This is a genomic window from Staphylococcus sp. FSL W8-0774 (assembly GCF_038006785.1).
GTDB classification, from domain to species: domain Bacteria; phylum Bacillota; class Bacilli; order Staphylococcales; family Staphylococcaceae; genus Staphylococcus; species Staphylococcus pasteuri.
This window is the reverse complement of sequence record NZ_JBBOVW010000001.1, coordinates 1,398,937-1,419,116: the sequence shown is the minus strand read 5'-3', so window position 1 is coordinate 1,419,116 and position 20,180 is coordinate 1,398,937. Positions and strand designations below refer to the sequence as shown.

Annotated in this window: 19 protein-coding genes and 1 riboswitch; of the genes, 8 read left to right on the top strand and 11 right to left on the bottom strand. The window is 31.7% G+C overall.

Translation table 11 applies throughout. The annotated features are described in order from the left end of the window. The first annotated feature begins 309 nt into the window (after nucleotides 1–309). The gene (locus tag NSQ15_RS06890) at nucleotides 310–1,056 is read left to right on the top strand and encodes an HAD-IIB family hydrolase (RefSeq protein WP_070451217.1); all 747 of its coding nucleotides are present in this window, start codon (nucleotides 310–312) and stop codon (nucleotides 1,054–1,056) included. Between the two features lie 66 nt (nucleotides 1,057–1,122). Next, entirely contained in the window at nucleotides 1,123–2,139 is a 1,017-nt protein-coding gene (locus NSQ15_RS06885) for a siderophore ABC transporter substrate-binding protein (RefSeq protein WP_340747049.1), read from the top strand. A gap of 72 nt (nucleotides 2,140–2,211) precedes the next feature. Here the strand turns inward: NSQ15_RS06885 and NSQ15_RS06880 are convergent, their stop codons facing one another. From NSQ15_RS06880 to NSQ15_RS06860, 5 genes are all read right to left on the bottom strand, one after another. Then, nucleotides 2,212–2,907 (bottom strand): ABC transporter ATP-binding protein, encoded by a 696-nt coding sequence (locus tag NSQ15_RS06880; RefSeq protein ID WP_017636985.1) that lies wholly within the window; start codon nucleotides 2,905–2,907, stop codon nucleotides 2,212–2,214. Continuing rightward, on the bottom strand, nucleotides 2,900–3,673 hold the full coding sequence (locus NSQ15_RS06875; RefSeq protein WP_340747048.1) for an ATP-binding cassette domain-containing protein: 774 nt from the start codon (nucleotides 3,671–3,673) through the stop codon (nucleotides 2,900–2,902). Before NSQ15_RS06875 ends, NSQ15_RS06880 begins: the two co-directional genes overlap by 8 nt. Continuing rightward, on the bottom strand, nucleotides 3,674–4,489 hold the full coding sequence (gene nikC, locus NSQ15_RS06870; protein WP_070451213.1) for a nickel transporter permease: 816 nt from the start codon (nucleotides 4,487–4,489) through the stop codon (nucleotides 3,674–3,676). Then, the gene (gene nikB, locus NSQ15_RS06865) at nucleotides 4,479–5,480 is read right to left on the bottom strand and encodes a nickel ABC transporter permease (protein WP_017636982.1); all 1,002 of its coding nucleotides are present in this window, start codon (nucleotides 5,478–5,480) and stop codon (nucleotides 4,479–4,481) included. The genes nikC and nikB overlap by 11 nt, the downstream gene beginning before the upstream one ends. 149 nt (nucleotides 5,481–5,629) lie before the next feature. Continuing rightward, a complete protein-coding gene (locus NSQ15_RS06860) occupies nucleotides 5,630–5,986 on the bottom strand; it encodes a hypothetical protein (RefSeq protein WP_029055375.1) in 357 nt (118 codons plus the stop codon). 194 nt (nucleotides 5,987–6,180) lie between these two features. On the opposite strand from NSQ15_RS06860, the gene pepF reads away from it, so the two are divergent. Then, nucleotides 6,181–7,995: an oligoendopeptidase F gene (pepF, locus tag NSQ15_RS06855; protein ID WP_070451210.1), complete on the top strand. Its 1,815-nt coding sequence runs from the start codon at nucleotides 6,181–6,183 to the stop codon at nucleotides 7,993–7,995. 89 nt (nucleotides 7,996–8,084) lie between these two features. Here pepF and phoU read toward each other — a convergent pair whose 3' ends face one another. The 6 genes from phoU to cvfB form a co-directional block, all read right to left on the bottom strand. After that, nucleotides 8,085–8,732: a phosphate signaling complex protein PhoU gene (gene phoU / locus NSQ15_RS06850; RefSeq protein ID WP_017636979.1), complete on the bottom strand. Its 648-nt coding sequence runs from the start codon at nucleotides 8,730–8,732 to the stop codon at nucleotides 8,085–8,087. Between the two features lie 3 nt (nucleotides 8,733–8,735). Further along, entirely contained in the window at nucleotides 8,736–9,611 is an 876-nt protein-coding gene (pstB, locus tag NSQ15_RS06845; protein WP_070451208.1) for a phosphate ABC transporter ATP-binding protein PstB, read from the bottom strand. An 88-nt stretch (nucleotides 9,612–9,699) separates the two neighbouring features. Next, entirely contained in the window at nucleotides 9,700–10,629 is a 930-nt protein-coding gene (gene pstA, locus NSQ15_RS06840; protein WP_017636977.1) for a phosphate ABC transporter permease PstA, read from the bottom strand. A gap of 1 nt (nucleotide 10,630) precedes the next feature. Next, a complete protein-coding gene (gene pstC, locus NSQ15_RS06835) occupies nucleotides 10,631–11,557 on the bottom strand; it encodes a phosphate ABC transporter permease subunit PstC (protein WP_017636976.1) in 927 nt (308 codons plus the stop codon). A gap of 176 nt (nucleotides 11,558–11,733) precedes the next feature. Next, nucleotides 11,734–12,699: a PstS family phosphate ABC transporter substrate-binding protein gene (locus tag NSQ15_RS06830; protein WP_340747047.1), complete on the bottom strand. Its 966-nt coding sequence runs from the start codon at nucleotides 12,697–12,699 to the stop codon at nucleotides 11,734–11,736. Nucleotides 12,700–13,045: 346 nt separating this feature from the next. Beyond that, the gene (gene cvfB / locus NSQ15_RS06825) at nucleotides 13,046–13,954 is read right to left on the bottom strand and encodes an RNA-binding virulence regulatory protein CvfB (RefSeq protein ID WP_017636974.1); all 909 of its coding nucleotides are present in this window, start codon (nucleotides 13,952–13,954) and stop codon (nucleotides 13,046–13,048) included. A 144-nt stretch (nucleotides 13,955–14,098) separates the two neighbouring features. Between cvfB and NSQ15_RS06820 the strand changes: the two genes are divergently transcribed. The 5 genes from NSQ15_RS06820 to dapB all read left to right on the top strand — a co-directional run bounded on the left by NSQ15_RS06820 (nucleotide 14,099) and on the right by dapB (nucleotide 20,178). Next, complete coding sequence (locus NSQ15_RS06820; RefSeq protein WP_340747046.1) at nucleotides 14,099–15,700, top strand: ABC-F family ATP-binding cassette domain-containing protein; 1,602 nt, start codon at nucleotides 14,099–14,101, stop codon at nucleotides 15,698–15,700. A 358-nt stretch (nucleotides 15,701–16,058) separates the two neighbouring features. Then, nucleotides 16,059–16,235, top strand: a riboswitch (Lysine riboswitch). Between the two features lie 82 nt (nucleotides 16,236–16,317). Further along, a complete protein-coding gene (locus NSQ15_RS06815) occupies nucleotides 16,318–17,523 on the top strand; it encodes an aspartate kinase (protein ID WP_141738031.1) in 1,206 nt (401 codons plus the stop codon). A 57-nt stretch (nucleotides 17,524–17,580) separates the two neighbouring features. Next, nucleotides 17,581–18,570, top strand: a complete 990-nt coding sequence (locus tag NSQ15_RS06810) for an aspartate-semialdehyde dehydrogenase (protein WP_340747045.1) — start codon at nucleotides 17,581–17,583, stop codon at nucleotides 18,568–18,570. Between the two features lies 1 nt (nucleotide 18,571). Continuing rightward, nucleotides 18,572–19,456, top strand: a complete 885-nt coding sequence (gene dapA / locus NSQ15_RS06805) for a 4-hydroxy-tetrahydrodipicolinate synthase (protein WP_070451198.1) — start codon at nucleotides 18,572–18,574, stop codon at nucleotides 19,454–19,456. Then, the gene (gene dapB / locus NSQ15_RS06800; protein WP_017636969.1) at nucleotides 19,456–20,178 is read left to right on the top strand and encodes a 4-hydroxy-tetrahydrodipicolinate reductase; all 723 of its coding nucleotides are present in this window, start codon (nucleotides 19,456–19,458) and stop codon (nucleotides 20,176–20,178) included. Before dapA ends, dapB begins: the two co-directional genes overlap by 1 nt. The last annotated feature ends 2 nt before the right edge of the window (nucleotides 20,179–20,180 follow it).

Here is a 20,180-nt window from a genome sequence, read left to right as displayed (position 1 = left end):
TAGACTTATAAAAATCAATACAGGATAAATTAAGGTTTAATAGTTATAAGTCATACAAAAACAAAACTACTTAAAAATATAACGAATTGTAAAATATAAAATACGGTAGTGAAATTTAGAATTTAAGAATAATCCAAGGAGACTAAGTTGTTTTTTAATTTTAGTTTACATAATATATATTATAGGAAGTTATAGATATTCGATACAGGGGACCCTATTTTCAGTTTATTACAAATGAATTTCGTTTTTTAACGCTAACTTACACTATGCTATAATAAGTTCATCATTTTAGTTTAGGAGTTTTGTTTTATGAATTTTGTTTTTGATATTGATGGTCTACATGTAGATCAACGTATTATCGATCGTATATTTAAACTACATGCTAACGGTCATCAAGTTATATTTGCATCAGCACGTCCAATTAGAGATTTATTACCAGTAATTCCAGAATTTGAAGATTTTACACTTATTGGTGGCAATGGCTCAATTATTTCTCAAAATGGTCGTATTGAAGTTATTAAATCAATCCCACTCGATGTTTTGCAATTAATTAAAGATATTGTAAATGCATACCAACTAAAATACATATTTGATGATAAATACAACTATTCAACGAACTTAGATACTACAAATGAATTATTTCAACGAATTGACCCTAATAATACTGCAAAGGCTTTAGATATGAATGACATTCCTCAACCAATTAAAGCCATTATATTAGAAATTCGTAAAGATGATTTTGAAGAAATTGCTACGATTTTAGCTGAAAAATCTAAATCAGTTGAACTTATACATCATCTTAATGAACGATATATTGATATTACAGCTCAAGGTATTGATAAACATACTACTATCCAAAAACTCATTGGTAATACCACTGAATATATAGCTTTTGGTAACGATCATAACGATATTCAAATGCTAGAACATGCTACACAAGGCTACTTTGTCACAAATGAACATATGGACCATACAACATTCATCAATAATACTAATATTACATTAATTGAAAATACTAATGAAGCCGTATGTGAAGTAATAGATAAATGGTTGTAAAATAAGTAAAATTTCTATTGATAATGATTCTCATTTTCAATTATAATATTGATAAGGAGGATTATTATGAAAAATACATGTAAATTATTATTTATTTTAATGATAGGATTAATTTTAGTAGCTTGTAGTCAAGGTTCTCATAAATCAAAGGAACAAAATAAAGACACAGTTACTATAAAGAATACATATGAATTTAAAGATAAAAACAATACCCACTCTAAAGGAGATAAGAAAACTGAGACAGTCAAGGTACCTAAAAATGCTAAAAATGTCACAGTTATGGACTACGGTGCTTTAGATATTATGCAACAAATGGGTCTTCAAAGTCATATTAAAGCAATTGCGAAAGGTCAAGGTAATAGCTTTTTGCCCCACTCTTTATCTGAATTCAAAGATAAAAAATACATTAATTTAGGAAACCCTGGGCGACCTAATTATGATAATTTAGCTAAAGCAAAACCAGACTTAATACTTGCTTCTTTCAGACAAGCACATACGAAAACGGTTGATGAAATGAAGAAGGCAGCACCTAATGCTAAAATTTTATTTGTAAGCCCCGATAACGATAACTATATTTCTTCAATTGAAAATACGACAAATCAACTTGGTAAAATATTTGATAAAAAGCAAAAAGCCAAATCTTTAAATAAACAATTGAAAGATAAAGTTAAAGAAACACAACGTGTAATTACTAAAGACAAAGTATTATTATTGTTGGTTGATGATAAAGGTATGAAAGCATTTGCTAATACTGGTCGTTTTGGTGGCTTTTTAAATAAAGATCTAGGTATTCAACATGCTGATGACAATATGAAAGCAAATTCAGCGGGAAATCAAGTGAGTTATGAATACTTAAATAAAATTAATCCTGATAAAATATTCGTAATTAACCGTACTAAAGATGGTAATGACAAAACTATACCTAAAGAATTAAATAATAAAGTCATTAAAAATGTTAAAGCAATTGAAAATGATGAAGTATATCAATTTGAATCAAATGCATGGTACTTTGGTGAAGGTGGACATCAACTTACAATTGATCAACTTGACCATATACAAGATGCCTTTAAAAATAAAAAGTAACATTCAATAAAACAATAAAAAAGTGAGTGAGGTTGGCAATGTAATGCCTTCCCCACTCACTTTTTAACTTATTTATTCAAATGCTTGAACAAGTTGTTTAGTATAAGGATGTCGGTCCTCATTAAATAACAATCCAGTTTCAAAATCATCAACAATTTCGCCATTTTGTAATACAATCATACGTTGACACATCCGCTGAATGACAGACAAATCGTGTGAAATCATAATTAAAGTTTGTATATGTTTTTGATAATTTTCTTTTAAAATATCTAACATGTGTTGTTCTGCGATAACATCTAAATTGGATGTAATTTCATCGCAAATTAATATTTGTGGTTTTGCGAGTAACGTACGCATCAAGTTAAAACGTTGTAGCTGACCACCACTTAATTCATTTGGATATTTTGTTAGTAAAGATAACGGTAAATTAAATGATTGTGTTGTATCGTTGATGATTTTATCAATATCATTATCATTATACTTTTTATAGTAGATCAAAGGTTCAGACAATGACTGTTGGATAGTCATATTAGGATTAAAACTTTCTGAAGCATGTTGAAATACAGGTAGTATGTCTTGAGTATCTGACTTAATAAATCCCTCTGATGGGCTGTGTTCATTCATTAATAATGAGGCAAGTGTACTCTTCCCTGACCCACTTTCCCCAACAATACCAACGATTTCATTATCTTGTATTGTTAAATTAATATGTTTCAACACAGGTAGATTTTTATGGTAATTGAAAGAAACATTGTCTAATTTAATCATGTTCATCCCTCTTTAAATGACTTCTAGAATGTAATAATTGTTGAGAATAAGGATTGATATGGTGACTTTGAAAATAGTTAAGGTCGCCATAATCTATGATTTGTCCAAATTTCATAACATTAATATAATCTGCATATTTTAAAACATGACTCATGTTATGAGTAACAATTAAAAGGGTTTGATGATGATCTTTAACAATATGTTGTAATAAATCCATAATTTGTTGTCCATTTACAACGTCCAAAGATGCAACCGGTTCATCAGCAATAATGAGTTTCGGGTCAAGCATAAGTACGCTAGCGATATATACACGTTCTAACTGCCCTCCTGATAATTGAAAGCTATAACGTTGTAATATAAATTCACCTTCTAAGTTCACCCATCCTAATGCTTTATTTACTTTAGAAATAGCCTCTTGTTTTGTTACATCGTAATGGGTGCGATAAATAGCAACAAGTTGTTTGCCTAGTTTAGAGTGGTCATTGAAACTTTGTGTATAATTTTGAGAAATATACCCGATATCTTTACCTAATTGGTATTGAATAGTGCCATGAGAGTGATCATTAAAATGAAAATGATCACAATTAACTCGAAAATGCGACGGTAGTTGATTTAATATAAAACGCATCAATAGCGTTTTTCCTGCCCCACTTTCACCAATGATGGCATTTACTTGTTTATCATATATAGTTAAATCGACATTTGTTATTAGTTGGTTTCTATGTTCGTCTTCAATTGAGAAATTTTTAATGTCTATAGTATTCAATTATCGATTTCCCCTTTCTAATAAACGATCACGTAAAGCATCACCGGTTAAATTAAATATTAAGATTGTAATAGCAATAGTCGTTGCAGGTGCAATCATCATAATAGGATGAGAAGTTATAAAATCACGTCCTGCTTGCAACATCGCGCCCCATTCTGGTGAAGGTGGTTGAGCACCAAGACCTAAAAATGATAACGAACTAATATATAAAATAATTTTCCCAAAGTCTACAATGACTAATACTAATATTGATGGTAATACTTTAGGCAATAAATGTTTAAAAAGAATCTTCGATGTAGGTACTTTGAAAAGTTGTGCCATACGTATATAAGATTGATGCATCTCGCTGTTAACTATTCCTCTTGTGACTCTTGTATAATTCATCCATTTTATAACTGTAATAGCTATAACTAAATTCCAAATACTTGGATGAAAGAAACTTGCTAAAGCAATCATAATAACAAATTCTGGAATACTTAATCCGATATCGATTGCACGCATAATAATATTGTCTGTCCAACCTTTTTTATAACCTGCTAATAAACCAAGTGGAACGCCAATTGTGACTGTAATGATAAGTGTTAATACTGTTACCAATAAAGTTGAACGTGCACCAACAACTAAACGTGTAAATAAATCTCTTCCGTAATCATCAGTTCCTAAAAAGTGTTTTCCACTCATTGGCTCAAACGTTTGAGATAAATTAACTTTTATAGCAGTTTCATCATTTACAAAAAATTGCATCAGAATAATGATTAAAATATAAATGAAAAATACATAAAATATCCAGTTTTTCTTGTTGAATTTAATTTTCATGAGGTGTCGCCTCCTTTTGTTCATATCCTTGAGACGATTTCTTTGTATTACGGTGTGAAGCCAAACGTTGTTTTGGGTCTAACATTACACTTAATAAATCAGCTAAGGTATTAATAATAATGACTAAAGTGCCGATAAATAAAACAACGCCTTGGATAACGGGATAATCTCTAGAACGAATACTATCGACTAAAAAAGCACCTAAACCAGGTATTTCAAATAGATTTTCAATAACCACCGTACCTCCGACTAAACTACCTACTGATAACCCAATCAATGGAATGGTTGGTAAAAGTGCAGGTTTTAATAAATCATGAAATAGAATATAGTGTTCAGACATACCTCGTAATCGAGAAACTTGTACGATCGGACTTTGATATAAATCTAACAAATTAGATCTAATTAATCTAATGAGGTATGCGCACATACCAATACTCATTGTTAAAATTGGAAGTATATATGAAACAAATTGACCATCACTAGCTGGTGGTAAGATGTTTAATTTCAAATCAAATATATATAATAAAAGTATACCTATAAAAAATGCAGGTAAACTGACCAATAATGAAGTACCTATTCTTATTATTTTATCAATTGGGCGATGATAATGGATTGCTGCTAAGATACCTAATGGTAATGAAATAATAATAGAAACAACAAGTGTACCTAAAGTTATAATTAAAGTTGGGGGTGCATAGTTAGTGATTTCTTGAGTAACTGGCTCATTTGTTTGATAACTAACACCTAAATCCAAATGTAAAATTTGATTGATCCAATGCCACCATTGAATAAATATGGAATCATTTAGTCCAAGTTTGTCCTCTGTTGCTTTAATTTGTGTATTTGAAACTTGTGCAGTATCTAAATGTAAAATCTTATCAACTGGATTACCCGGTGATAATTTCATCAATAAAAAAGTAATCGTTGATAAAACTAACAGCACAACGATCATTTGTATGCACTTTGCAGTGATTATTTTAAAAATATTCATTGATATCTCTCCATAAAAATGATGATATTAAATTAATAACGCCAAAGTTTATAGACGCTAATATTTATATTGTAAAAATGTTTAGTTACATCAAAATTAAAAACCCAACTCTGTTAGTTATATTCAGAATCGGGTTATGAAAATTATATTTAACGACGACGATATTTATCGAAATCATCATTATAGTCATGTTCAAATTGTTCATATCTACGCATATCTTTTTCGAGTCGTTTTTTCTTTCTTTCACGTCTCCAATTACGAGTGAAATACCATAATAAGAAACTAATAATTAAACTGATTATTGCCATAAAAGCAGCAAATCCTAATAACGGTTGATATGTAATATCTTGAAAGTTAGGGATTAAGAATGCCAACACACCTAAAACCACAAATGAAATTACTGCCGCAATAAACCATCTATGTAATACTAAAGTGCAAAACACTGTTAGTATGATGACCGCTAATATAGTAATCCATAGGAAATTGGGCATATCAAAAATTGTCATATACGAATTCTCCTTATTTAAAATAACACTATTTTATTATACTATTTTCTAACTAACAACTAAACCTACTATAGTAGTATATCTCATTAATAACACTTTTAATTAAAGTTTGATTTTCCTATCTGAATCAACTGCGTAAGAAAAATAACTAATGTATAATATGACGTATATTAACAAACAGGGAGTGAAACATATTGTCTCAAGGCTTACCTAATAGAAAAGATGTATCAAGTTCAGAAATCTGGGATTTAAAAGACTTATTCCAAAATGATGATGCCTTTTACGAAACGTTAGAAGAAATAATGGCTTCAACTATAGATTTTAATAAACGATTTGCTGGTCAACTAACAAACTATCAAATTGCTGAAAAAGCATTACATGAGTATGAGACTCTATTAATACAATTAGATCGTCTAGGAAACTATTCAGAATTACGTCTAAGTGTAGATACTAGTGATGAAAAAGCACAACAATTAAATGCGAAATTAAATACTTCATATGGTAAAATCGCAAGTCAGCTATCATTTTTAGAATCGGAAATATTAGATTTAGATGATGATGAATTACAACACTTACTAGCTGAAACACAATATCCACACTATATTCAGCAACTCATTCAGCGTAAACCATATCAACTAGATCCTAAAGTAGAACAAACTTTAGCTAGTTTATCCCCTACTATTAATCAACCTTATGATTTATATGGTACGACAAAAATGCTAGATATCGCATTTGAATCGTTTGAACATGAAAATGTAGATTATCCAATGGATTACGCAACATTTGAAAATGAATATGAAGATCATGCTGATGCAGAATTCAGAAAGAAAAGTTTCAATTCATTTAGTGATGCTATTAAACGATATCAACATACAACTGCAGCAACTTATAATATGCAAGTTCAACAAGAAAAAATTGAAGCAGATTTAAGAGGCTATGATTCTGTTATTGATTATCTGTTACAAGAACAAGAAGTGACACGAGACATGTTTGATAGACAAATTGATGTAATTATGAGTGATTTAGCACCAGTAATGCAAAAATATGCCAAATTATTACAACGTGTTCATGGTTTAGATAAAATGCGATTTGAAGATTTGAAAATTTCAATAGATCCTACTTATGAACCAGATATTTCAATAGAAGAATCTAAAAAATATATTTATGGTGCATTAAATGTGTTGGGTGATGATTATACTTCAATGCTTGAATCTGCTTATCAGAATCGTTGGATAGATTTTGCTCAAAATAAAGGTAAAGATACTGGCGCTTTTTGTGCTAGTCCATATTTTACACATTCATATGTCTTTATTTCTTGGACGGGTAAAATGGCTGAAACATTTGTATTAGCACATGAATTAGGACACGCTGGACATTTTACATTAGCACAAACACATCAAAATTTCTTAGAATCTGAAGCGTCTATGTATTTTGTAGAGGCCCCGTCTACTATGAATGAAATGTTGATGGCCAATTATTTATTTAACCATAGTGATGACCCGCGTTTTAAACGTTGGGTGATTGGCTCAATTTTATCACGTACTTATTATCATAATATGGTGACACACTTACTTGAAGCGGCATATCAACGGGGAGTTTATAAAAAAGTAGATAATGGAGAATCTCTAACTGCTCCAGTACTAAATGATATTATGTTAAATGTTTACCAAACATTTTTCGGTGACGCAGTTGAAATGACTGATGGTGCCGAGTTAACTTGGATGAGACAACCACATTATTATATGGGATTATATTCATATACTTATTCTGCAGGTTTAACAATAGGTACGGTTGTTTCTCAAAAAATTAAAAATGAAGGTCAACCAGCAGTCGATGCTTGGTTAAATACGTTAAAATCAGGTGGCAGTTTATCTCCTGTTGAATTAGCTAAACAAGCAGGTGTAGATATTACAACTGAAGCGCCATTAAAAGATACTATTCGCTATATTTCTGAATTAGTCGATGAAGCAATTGCATTAACTGATGAGATTGAAGGTCAATCAAAATAATTATAATAAAAGCCCCTCAAATGAAAAAATCACCATTCATTTGAGGGGCTATTATATGTTTATTTGTTAATTTGGATTATATAGGTAGATTAATGTGATGTTTCATAACGGTTACCAGTTAAGAAGTAATATACACTTTCAGCAATATTACTAATATGGTCCCCTACACGTTCTAAGTTTCTAGCGGCTAAATGAGCTTGTCCAGCAACGAAAGGATCATTATCAATTAAGTAAGTAGTATTAACGATATTGATATATAAGTCATCAATATCTTGATCGCGTTCGATAATTTCTTTAATCAAAGTAATATCTTCATTTTTAACGGCTGTATTTAAATCTTCAAGCATTAACATAGCAAGTTTACCCATTGTTTTTAATCTAGTTAATACATAATGGTCAGTTATTTTGACTCGAAGTCTAATATGAGCGATATTAGCTGCATTGTCTCCCATTCGCTCTAAATCTGTAGAAATTTTTAATGCTGACATCATCATTCTCAAATCTGTAGCTATTGGTTGCTGTTTTGTAATCAACATAATCACTTTTTCATTAATTTCATGATCTAGATGATTGATTTCTTTATCTTTTTGAATAGTTTCTCTGGCAAATGTTCTCTTCTCTTCACTTAACGACACTAAGGCATTCTCAATATTAAAATAAACACGAAGACCTAGTCGGCGTAAATCTTTGATTAAGCCTTCTAGTTGATCTTCGTATTTTTGTCTAATAACTGCCATCTATTATCCGAATCGTCCTGAAATATAATCTTCAGTTTGCTTATCAGCAGGATTTGAGAAAATTTTGTCAGTGTCGTCATATTCATTAATATAACCATTTAAGAAGAAAGCAGTTTTATCAGAAACACGCGCCGCTTGTTGCATGTTATGTGTAACCATAATAATTGAATAATTTTCTTTTAATTCTTGAACTAATTCTTCTATTTTTAAAGTAGAGATTGGGTCTAATGCTGATGTAGGTTCGTCCATTAAAATAACATCAGGTTCAATCGCTAAACATCTAGCTATACAAACACGTTGTTGTTGTCCACCAGATAAACCATACGCATTCATGTGTAATCTGTCTTTTAATTCATCCCAAATAGCAGCACCACGTAGTGATTTTTCAACAATTTCATCTAATACTTTTTTGTTTTTGATACCATGTGTTTTTGGACCGTAAGTAATATTGTCGTAAATTGATTTTGGAAATGGATTTGGTTGTTGGAATACCATACCTACATTAGTTCTTAATTTCTCTTTTGAATATTTAGCATCAAATATGTTTTGATCGCGGTATAAAATTTTACCAGCTGTTTTTACAGAAGGTACAAGTTCTACCATACGGTTTAATGCTTTAATATAAGTTGATTTACCACAACCTGATGGTCCAATAATAGCAGTGACGTTATTTTCAAGAATATCTAAATTGATATTTTGAAGTGCATGGTTATCGCCATACCATAAATCTAAATTTTGAGTAGAATATACTACTTTTCTTTCGCTATCTGAAATTGAATCTTTTTTATCATCTGTAGTTACAATTGTAGCAACGCTTTGCCCTGAATTGCTTTTAAGTTCATTTAATTTCTTGTTTTCTTCGACTTGTTTGTTAGCCATAGTATAAAACTCCTTCTAAATAATTAAGTTGAAATAAGTCTACTTAATAATCAATATCGCTTTCCCAATATTAAGATTTCGTTTGTTTTTAAAATTTCTTACTAAATTTGTTACGGAAGTATATTGCTAAACCGTTCATTAATAATAAGATAACTAATAATACGATAATGCCTGCTGACGCAACATTTTGGAATTCTTCTTGAGGCATTTTAGCCCAGTTATAAATTTGTATTGGCAATGCTTGGAATTGATCCATGATGCCGCTTGGTAAACGTAATAGAATTGTTGGAATACCAATCAAAATTAAAGGCGCTGTTTCGCCTAATGCACGAGATAAAGCTAAGATAAATCCAGTTAAAATACCTGGTAATGCAGCCGGTAAAACGACTTTGTAAATCGTTTGCCATTTATTTGCACCTAAACCATATGACGCTTCTCGTACTGAATTGGGTACCGCGCGAATAGCTTCTTGTGATGCTACGATAATGACAGGTAAGATTAATAAAGACATTGTTAATGCACCAGCTAAAATTGATTTGCCAAGAGATAATGACTCGATTCCCATACCACGTACGAATAATGTAAGTCCTAATAAACCGAATACTACTGAAGGTACCCCGGCTAAGTTAGAAATACAAACTTTCACAAAGTCTGTAAATGGATTTTTACGAGCATATTCTTCAAGATAAATTGCTGTACCGACACCTAAAATAATTGAAATTGGAATGATAGTAATCATTAACCATAATGTTCCCACTAAAGCACCTTTAACACCGGCCATAGATGGTGTAGATGAAGAAAAGTTAGTGAAGAATGAAGGTGTTAAATGACCAGCACCTTTGATTAATGTATCTATTAATAATGCTGCTAATACGATTAATCCTATTAATGTACAAGCTAAGAATATACCTTTAAATACTTTATTCTTCGTCATACGACTAGAAATATTTTTTTCGACTTTATTTTGATCGACTAATGTTTTGTTATGATTTGCTACGTTAGTAGTTGTTGTAGACATTTTAATACTCCTCTCTGAAACGTTTAGAAATCCATTGTGATAGTAAGTTCATAGCTAATGTGAAAATAAATAGCGTGAATCCTACCGCATAGATACTGTAGTAAACGTCTGATCCGAAAGTAGCATCTCCTGTAGCAACTTGAACAATATAACCAGTCATTGTTTGGATTGACCCAGTTAGGTTTAATGAAGCTGTAGGTGTACTACCAGCTGCTAGAGATACGATCATTGTTTCTCCAATTGCTCTTGAAATAGCTAAGACAATTGATGCTAAAATACCTGAAGCTGCTGCAGGTAAAACAACTTTTATTGCAACTTCTAATTTTGTAGCACCTAACCCTAATGCACCTTCACGAATTTTGTTTGGAACTGATGCCATTGCATCTTCACTCATACTTGTAATAAGTGGGATAATCATTACCCCTACTACTAATCCAGGACTAATTGAGTTAAAACTACCTAAGTCAGGAAATATAGATCTTAAAATCGGTGTAACAAATGTTAATGCGAAGAAACCGAACACGATAGTTGGTATACCTGCTAACACCTCAAGTACTGGTTTAATAATGCGTCTAGCTCTATCTGAAGCATATTCACTTAAATAAATAGCTGCGCCTAATCCAATTGGAACTGCGAATAAAGCTGCAATAATTGTGATTTTAAGTGTTCCAATGATTAATGCCCAAATACCATATGAAGGTTTAGCTGAGAACGGGTTCCAATCTGTAGAAAATAAAAATTCTGTGATTGATACACGTGTAAAGAAAGTGATTGTTTCAGTTAGTAATGTAAATAAAATCCCTAAAGTTACTAAAATTGAAATTGCTGAAATGATAGCTAAAATGATTGGCACTATTTTATCGCTCATGCCACCCTTTTTGGCATTGTTTTTAGCAATCATTTCTCTAATGTTTGTATTTGAAACCATATGAAAACCTCTCTTCTTAAATCTCCCAATTATAAAAAAAGAGTGGGAATATTTCAGGTTGATAAGAGTAAAGACTCATGATATTTATGTGCTAACCTGAAAAGAAAATCATACAAAGTGGCTGAATTAACCTACTTTGTATTGATTTTCGTTGTATTCCCAAACTCTATTGTTAATTATTTATCTTCTTTTTTATCAGAGTCTTTGCTGTTTTTCTTAATGTAATCTTTTAATTCTTTAAGTTCATCTTTGTAATCTTTCTTAGGAAGTGCTACATAACCAGCATCTTCTGCAGATTTACCTTCATCTTTAAGTGTGAATTTCATGAATTCCTGGAAAGCTTTGTTTTCTTTTAATGATTTTTCTTTAGCGTAGATGAATAATGGTCTACTTAAAGCATAAGAGTTATCTTGGATTGTTTTCTTAGTTGGTTTAGTATCTTTGCCCTTATCATCTTTGACTTTAACTTCTTTTAATTTGTCTTTATTTTGTTGATAGAAGTTATAACCAAAGTAACCAATACCTTGTTCGTTCTTTTGAACTGATTGTACGATGACGTTAGTATCAGCATTTTTCTCAGCTTTGATATCGCCTTTATCCATTACTTCTTCAGTAAAGAAGTCGAATGTACCATGTGATTGGTCAGGAGAGAACGCTTTGATTTTTTTATCAGGCCATTTAGAGTTAACGTCTTTCCAAGTTTTAGCTTTTCCAGAATAGATCTCTTTAAGTTGGTCTTTAGATAATGATTTTACGAAGTCATTATCTTTGTTTACTGTTACTGTTACACCATCTTGAGCAATTTTATATTCTTTGTATTTAATACCTTTGTCTTCTAATTTTTTCTTTTCTTCATCTTTAATAGGTCTTGAAGCATTTGAGAAATCTGTTTCTCCAGAAATGAATTTCTCGAATCCGCCACCTGTTCCTGAAGTACCTGATGATACTGTAGCGTCTGGATAATCTTTAGCGAATTTTTCGTTTAATTTTTCAATGATAGGACCGACTGTTGAAGATCCGTCACCTTTTACTTCACCATTTACATCTTTACCTTCGCCTGAACCGCCGTTACCGCCGCCACATGCGCCTAAAAGTACTGAAGCTCCTAATACAGTCGTACCGACTAATTGCCACTTTTTCATTGAAACATCCTCCTAATATAAATAACCCAAATGTTATATGTATTTCTTACAGTTCTAATATTAACGAATCATTGTTAATTAAAAACTATGTTAATGTAAATGTTTTGTTAAGTTTAGATTTAGTTATGTTAAGTTATTAGAAATTCTTATATATATCAGCTTTTTAGACTTTAATCGTATTGAGATTATTCAAAGATTTAGGAGAAATTCAGTAGAAGAGGAAATATTAAAGTAAGTATCGTTAACATAAAAATAGCGTCGATTGAAATATAAGTTTCAATCAACGCAATACATAGTTGTTATTAAATTATTTTTACCTTTTTAATAGAAGAAATAAGATTTTGTATTAATTATCTTGGTTGTTTTCAGTGCGAGACCAACCTTTTTTAGTTAAACTAATTTTACCTGTTTCAATATTGATGATTTTTTGTTTATATAAATGTCCGATAGCACGTTTAAATGAACCTTTACTCATGTTAAACACTTCTTTAATGGCTTCTGGACTTGATTTATCCCAAAATGGTAATTCACCGTCGTATTCAACTAATAAATCAAAAATGACTTGTCCATCATCGTCTAGTCGTTCATGTGCTAATGGCAAGAATGAACCATTTAGCTCACCTTGTTCATTATGGCCAATGATACGTACTTTAACTAACTCACCTAGTCTAGGTTCAGCTTTACGTTCTGATTCATGTACGAAGACTTTGTAGCCTTCCGTACTTAATAAGAAACTACCTACACGTAAGACACGATAAGGTCTAGCTTCTAACATTTCATTTTGCTTACTATCATCATGAACTGGCGTGTACATATTATCTACAATACCTTCACTTGCTAAACGAGCAAACATTTGATTTTCTCTATCGATTCTTAGAGTAACAAGTAGTTTGTCACCAGCTTCTGGCCAAAGTGTTTTAACTTTTGGTAAATCTTCCCATGGTATCAATACTTCTCTTGGTAAACCTACATCAACTCGTGCACCATCACGGTCTACTTTTAATACTTTTGCAAAATCATATTTATCTTTAGTGATATCAGGCATATTTTGCGTTGCAAATAATTCTCCTGATCTATTTGGATAGATAAAGAAACTATATTCTTCACCTACTTGTAATTCATCTTCTTCATTTACTTCTGATTGATTCAGTTTAACTTGTTCTCCGTTTGGTCCTTTTAACATATAAGTCGAACCTTGTAAGCCGGTAACTTCAAGAAATTCAATTGAACCTACGATATCTTTTTCTAGTGCCATTATATTCTCCTTCGAGTCATTTATTCTTTTATAGTATAACATGAGCGGAGTAATCTATCATTACAAGTTGTAGGTGGTCGAAAGTATCTTAATAATATGATATAATTCTTCCGTTAGAATAACGATATAAAAAGGAGCAAATGCATGTTACAAGTAACTGATGTAAGTTTACGTTTTGGCGATCGTAAACTATTTGAAGATGTAAATATTAAATTTACTGATGGTAATTGCTATGGATTAATTGGAGCGAATGGTGCAGGTAAATCTACTTTCTTAAAAATATTATCTGGTGAGTTAGATTCACAAACTGGTCATGTATCACTAGGTAAAGATGAAAGATTAGCAATTTTAAAACAGGACCACTTTGCATATGAAGACGAACGTGTACTTGATGTAGTTATTAAAGGTCACGAACGTTTATATGAAGTAATGAAAGAAAAAGATGAAATTTATATGAAACCAGATTTCAGTGATGAAGATGGAATTCGTGCTGCTGAACTTGAAGGCGAATTTGCTGAGATGAATGGTTGGAACGCAGAAGCAGATGCTGCAAACTTACTATCTGGTTTAGGTATTGACGCATCTTTACAAGACAAAAAGATGTCTGAACTTGAAAATAATCAAAAAGTAAAAGTATTATTAGCGCAAAGTTTATTTGGCGATCCAGATGTACTATTACTAGATGAGCCTACCAATGGTTTAGATATTCCAGCTATTAGTTGGTTAGAAGATTTCTTAATTAATTTTGAAAATACAGTCATCGTAGTATCACATGACCGTCACTTCTTAAATAATGTATGTACACATATTGCAGATTTAGACTTTGGTAAAATTAAAGTTTATGTTGGTAACTATGATTTCTGGTATCAATCAAGTCAATTAGCTCAAAAAATGGCACAAGAACAAAATAAGAAAAAAGAAGAAAAAATTAAAGAACTTCAAGATTTCGTGGCACGTTTCTCTGCAAATGCTTCTAAATCTAAACAAGCAACAAGTCGTAAAAAACAATTAGAAAAAATCGAATTAGATGATATTCAACCATCATCTAGACGTTATCCATATGTAAAATTCACTCCAGAAAGAGAAATTGGTAATGACTTGTTAAGTGTTCAAAATCTTTCTAAAACAATTGACGGTGAAAAAGTATTAGATAATATTTCATTTACGATGAACCCTAACGATAAAGCTATTTTAATTGGAGATAGTGAAATTGCTAAAACTACCCTACTTAAAATTTTAGCTGGTGAAATGGAACCAGACGAAGGTTCATATAAATGGGGTGTTACAACTTCATTAAGTTACTCCCCTAAAGATAACTCTGAATACTTTGATGGTGTAAACATGAATCTTGTTGATTGGTTACGTCAATATGCACCAGAAGATGAACAGACTGAAACGTTCTTACGTGGTTTCTTAGGGCGTATGTTGTTTAGTGGTGAAGAAGTTAAGAAAAAAGCAAGCGTGTTATCAGGTGGAGAGAAAGTACGTTGTATGTTAAGTAAAATGATGCTTTCAAGTGCGAATGTATTATTATTAGATGAACCAACTAACCATTTAGACTTAGAAAGTATTACTGCAGTCAATGATGGATTAAAATCATTTAAAGGTTCACTTATTTTTACGTCATATGACTTTGAATTCATTAACACTATTGCTAACCGTGTAATTGATTTAAATCCACAAGGTTCTGTTTCAAAAGAAATTCCTTATGAAGAGTACTTACAAGAAATTGGAGTATTACAATAATTAAATTATATTGATTACCCTTAAGTGAATGTTGATGTCACTTAAGGGTTTTTTATGGGATTTTAGTCCCCTATTTTATTAAGATTTTTAACAAACGATTGCATAAAAACTATTGATCTTTGAAAGAAGTTAAAAAGGAATACACTCGTTCTTCTAACGATTGCACAAGCGATACTAAGCATTAAAATGCTATAAGGTTTTAAGGAATACAAAAGTTTTAATCAAACTTTTGCATAAAAGCCACTAATCTTTGCTAAAAGAAAGTGGCTTTAAAATTTTCTGTTTATTTGAAAAAATCACAATTATCGGTTTACAGTCACATGTCAGATATGTATAATAAAAACATATCAATTGAATAAGATTTTGATGAGGCGCATTAAACATGAGTAAATATTAGATTACTGTCTGCTAACAGCTAATATTGAAAGGGGGCAATGCCGAAACGAATGATAATAGCAGATATCATTTGTTGGACTTTTTGGTTAAGAGCTAAGAGTTTGTCATTATTTGATAATAATGGAGTGCATCACTTGTACATAAATGTAGAACAAGTCGCATTCCAGACTTGTTCTTTTTTTATTGAATAGGTGGGTCTCCCTACTAACTGAGGAGGACAAATTTTGAATAGAAGTGTTTTGAAATTTGGCGGATCTTCCGTCAGCGATTTTACAAAGATTAAAAATATAGCAAACATGTTAAAAGATCGAGTTGAACAAGATGAACAACTGATTGTTGTAGTGAGTGCTATGGGTAAAACTACAGATCAATTGATGGAAAATGTATCAACCTTAACGTCAACTCCAAAAGAGCAAGAACTTGCCCTACTTTTAACAACTGGAGAGCAACAAACAGTTTCGTATTTGTCTATGGTGCTAAACGATATTGGTGTTAGTGCTAAAGCCATGACTGGATACCAAGCTGGAATTAAAACAATTGGACATCACTTAAAAAGTAAAATTGCTGAAATTAACCCTTCAACCTTCACTGATGCATTTGAGAAACATGATGTGCTTGTGATTGCTGGTTTTCAAGGAATTAATGAGAACCATGAATTAACTACATTAGGTCGAGGTGGCTCTGATACTACAGCAGTGGCATTAGCAGCTAGCAATAACATACCTTGTGAAATCTATACAGATGTAGATGGTGTATATGCCACAGATCCTCGAATTTTAAGTCATGCTAAACGCTTAGAGTATGTATCTTATGAAGAGATGATGGAAATGAGTGCACTTGGTGCTGGCGTGCTTGAGACGCGCAGTGTTGAATTGGCTAAAAATTACAATATTCCACTATATTTAGGAAGAACTTTATCAAATGTGAAAGGAACATGGATTATGTCTAGAAGTGATTTATTAGAGAAAAAAGCAGTAACTGGGGTCGCATTAGATAAACACATGATGCATGTTACAATCACATATCCCCTACCAGATAATCGTTTATTAACACAATTATTCACTGAATTAGAAGAAGGCTCAGTTAACGTGGATATGATTTCCCAAATCGTTAACCATGAAGGATTACAATTATCATTTAGTATTAAAGACACAGATGTACATCAAATCTCACAAATTTTAGAACAGTTAGCAGTTAATTTTGAAGCTCTTGATTATAAAATTAACGAAGCTTATGTAAAAATTTCTTTAATTGGTTCAGGTATGAGAGATATGTCAGGTGTTGCATCTAAAGCATTTATAACTTTAATTAATGCTAAAATCCCCTTCTACCAAACAACCACATCAGAAATTAGTATTTCTTATGTCATTGATGCTGAAAATGGTGAAAAAGCTGTCGAAGAACTATACGGTGCTTTTGATATATAAATGATTTAACTTAATTTTTCACAATATTAATAATATTGAAAACGGAGTGACTTACACATGACAAAATTAGTAGTAGTTGGCGCAACAGGATTAGTAGGAACAAAAATGTTAGAAACATTAGATAGAAAAGCAATTCCCTTTGACGAATTAGTGTTATTTTCTTCAGCACGTTCTGCTGGTCAAAATATAGAATTTCAAGGACAAACATATACAGTACAAGAATTAACTGACGAAGCAGCAAGTGAACATTTTGACTATGTATTAATGAGTGCTGGTGGCGGTACAAGTGAACATTTCGCCCCACTATTTGAACAAGCTGGCGCTATTGTTATCGATAATTCTAGTCAATGGCGTATGGCAGAAGATGTAGACTTAGTAGTTCCAGAAGTCAATGAACCTAAATTCACTAGAGGAATTATTGCAAACCCAAACTGTTCTACAATTCAATCAGTTGTACCGTTAAAAGTATTACAAGAAGCGTTTGGTTTAAAACGTGTTGCTTATACAACATATCAAGCGGTTTCAGGATCTGGTATTAAGGGTAAAAAAGATTTATCTGAGGGTTCCAATGGTAAAGAACCTGAAGCATATCCTCACCCTATTTATAATAATGTGTTACCACACATTGATGTATTTTTAGAAAATGGTTATACAAAAGAAGAGCAAAAAATGATTGATGAAACACGTAAGATTTTAAATGATAAAGATTTAAAAGTAACTGCTACATGTGTTCGTGTACCTGTTCAAGATAGTCATAGCGTGGAAATGGATGTCACATTCAATCAAGATACAACTGTTGAAGAAATACAAGCACTATTTGACAAAGATGATCGAGTAGTTCTTGTAGATAATCCAGCTAATAATGAATATCCACTTGCAATACATTCTACTGGTAAAGATGAAGTGTTTGTAGGTCGTATTCGTAGAGACGATTCTTTAGACAATACATTCCATGTATGGTGTACATCAGATAATTTATTGAAAGGTGCAGCATTAAACGCAGTTCAAGTTTTAGAACAAGTTTTAAAATTGAAAGGAGTTCTTTAATATGACACACATGTTTAAAGGCGTAGGTGTAGCATTAACTACACCATTCGTAAATAACGAGGTAGATTATGATGCTTTAAGAAGTCACGTTTCATTTTTACTAGAAAATAATGCTCAAGCAATCATTGTAAATGGTACAACAGCAGAAAGCCCTACTTTAAATGACGATGAAAAAGAGCATGTATTAGAAACTGTAGTAAATTTAGTAGATAAACAAGTACCTGTAATTGCAGGTACTGGCACAAATAATACTGAAAAATCAATTCAAGCATCTGTTCGAGCTAGACAATTAGGCGCTGATGCAGTCATGTTAATTACACCTTATTATAATAAAACGAATCAACGCGGTTTAGTACAACATTTTGAAACAATTGCAAATGCAGTTGAATTACCAGTTGTATTATATAATGTGCCTTCTCGTACAAATATGACGATTGAACCAGAGACAGTTGAAACGTTAAGTAAAAATCAATATATTGTGGCTTTAAAAGATGCTACAAATGACTTTGATTACTTTGAAGAAGTTAAAAAACGAGTTAATCAAAATGAATTTGCAATATACAGTGGTAACGATGACAATGTAGTTGATTTCTACGAACGTGGTGGCAATGGCGTTATTTCTGTCATTGCAAATGTTATTCCAAAAGAATTCCAACATTTATATGACGCTAAACAAAACGGGGACGATATCACTAAAGCGTTCGAACCAATTGGACAATTGTTAGATGCTCTATCTGTAGACATAAATCCTATACCAATCAAAGCATTAACTGCTCATGAAGGCTTTGGAAGCTATGAACTACGCTTACCTCTTCTACCATTAGAAGAAAATGATCGTAAAAAATTAGTACAAGCTTATGAAACATTTAAAGCAGGTGAAAAATAATGAAAATTCTTTTAATTGGTTATGGGGCTATGAACCAACGAGTTGCTAGATTAGCTGAAGAAAAAGGCCATGAAATTGTAGGCGTTATCGAACATACACCGAAAGATTCAACACCTTATCAACAATACGAACACATTGCTGACGCAAAAGATGCCGATGTTGCGATAGATTTTTCTAATCCTAATTTATTATTCCCATTATTAGAAGAATCGTTCAAATTACCATTAGTTATCGCAACTACTGGTGAAAAAGAAAAATTAGTTGAAAAACTAGAAGATTTAGGGAAAAACATGCCAGTATTTTTCAGTGCGAATATGAGTTATGGCATACACGCGCTTACCAAAATTCTAGAAGCGGCTGTTCCCCTATTACAAGATTTTGATATTGAACTTACCGAGGCGCATCACAATAAAAAAGTCGATGCCCCTAGTGGTACGTTAGTTAAACTATATGATGTCATTGAAGGATTACGTGAAAAAACAACGCCTGTATATGATCGTCATGATAAATCAGAAAAACGAACACCTGATGAAATAGGTATTCATGCAGTTCGTGGAGGTACAATTGTCGGAGAACATGATGTATTATTCGCTGGTACTGATGAAACAATTACTATTTCACATAAAGCACAATCAAAAGATATCTTTGCCAATGGAGCAATTGGCGCTGCTGAAAAATTAATTCACAAAGACAAAGGTTTTTATACTTTTGATAATTTATAATT

What these genes read in the sequence shown, in the direction of transcription:
- cvfB (WP_017636974.1), bottom strand. Translation starts at nt 13,954, where the DNA reads ATGGCACTAGAAAAAGATATCGTAGGTTCAATTGAATTTCTTGAAGTT.
- pstC (WP_017636976.1), bottom strand. Translation starts at nt 11,557, where the DNA reads ATGGTTTCAAATACAAACATTAGAGAAATGATTGCTAAAAACAATGCC.
- pstB (WP_070451208.1), bottom strand. Translation starts at nt 9,611, where the DNA reads ATGGCTAACAAACAAGTCGAAGAAAACAAGAAATTAAATGAACTTAAA.
- NSQ15_RS06890 (WP_070451217.1), top strand. Translation starts at nt 310, where the DNA reads ATGAATTTTGTTTTTGATATTGATGGTCTACATGTAGATCAACGTATT.
- nikC (WP_070451213.1), bottom strand. Translation starts at nt 4,489, where the DNA reads ATGAAAATTAAATTCAACAAGAAAAACTGGATATTTTATGTATTTTTC.
- NSQ15_RS06830 (WP_340747047.1), bottom strand. Translation starts at nt 12,699, where the DNA reads ATGAAAAAGTGGCAATTAGTCGGTACGACTGTATTAGGAGCTTCAGTA.
- nikB (WP_017636982.1), bottom strand. Translation starts at nt 5,480, where the DNA reads ATGAATATTTTTAAAATAATCACTGCAAAGTGCATACAAATGATCGTT.
- NSQ15_RS06860 (WP_029055375.1), bottom strand. Translation starts at nt 5,986, where the DNA reads ATGACAATTTTTGATATGCCCAATTTCCTATGGATTACTATATTAGCG.
- NSQ15_RS06880 (WP_017636985.1), bottom strand. Translation starts at nt 2,907, where the DNA reads ATGATTAAATTAGACAATGTTTCTTTCAATTACCATAAAAATCTACCT.
- NSQ15_RS06885 (WP_340747049.1), top strand. Translation starts at nt 1,123, where the DNA reads ATGAAAAATACATGTAAATTATTATTTATTTTAATGATAGGATTAATT.
- phoU (WP_017636979.1), bottom strand. Translation starts at nt 8,732, where the DNA reads ATGGCAGTTATTAGACAAAAATACGAAGATCAACTAGAAGGCTTAATC.
- NSQ15_RS06810 (WP_340747045.1), top strand. Translation starts at nt 17,581, where the DNA reads ATGACAAAATTAGTAGTAGTTGGCGCAACAGGATTAGTAGGAACAAAA.
- NSQ15_RS06820 (WP_340747046.1), top strand. Translation starts at nt 14,099, where the DNA reads ATGTTACAAGTAACTGATGTAAGTTTACGTTTTGGCGATCGTAAACTA.
- dapA (WP_070451198.1), top strand. Translation starts at nt 18,572, where the DNA reads ATGACACACATGTTTAAAGGCGTAGGTGTAGCATTAACTACACCATTC.
- dapB (WP_017636969.1), top strand. Translation starts at nt 19,456, where the DNA reads ATGAAAATTCTTTTAATTGGTTATGGGGCTATGAACCAACGAGTTGCT.
- pstA (WP_017636977.1), bottom strand. Translation starts at nt 10,629, where the DNA reads ATGTCTACAACAACTACTAACGTAGCAAATCATAACAAAACATTAGTC.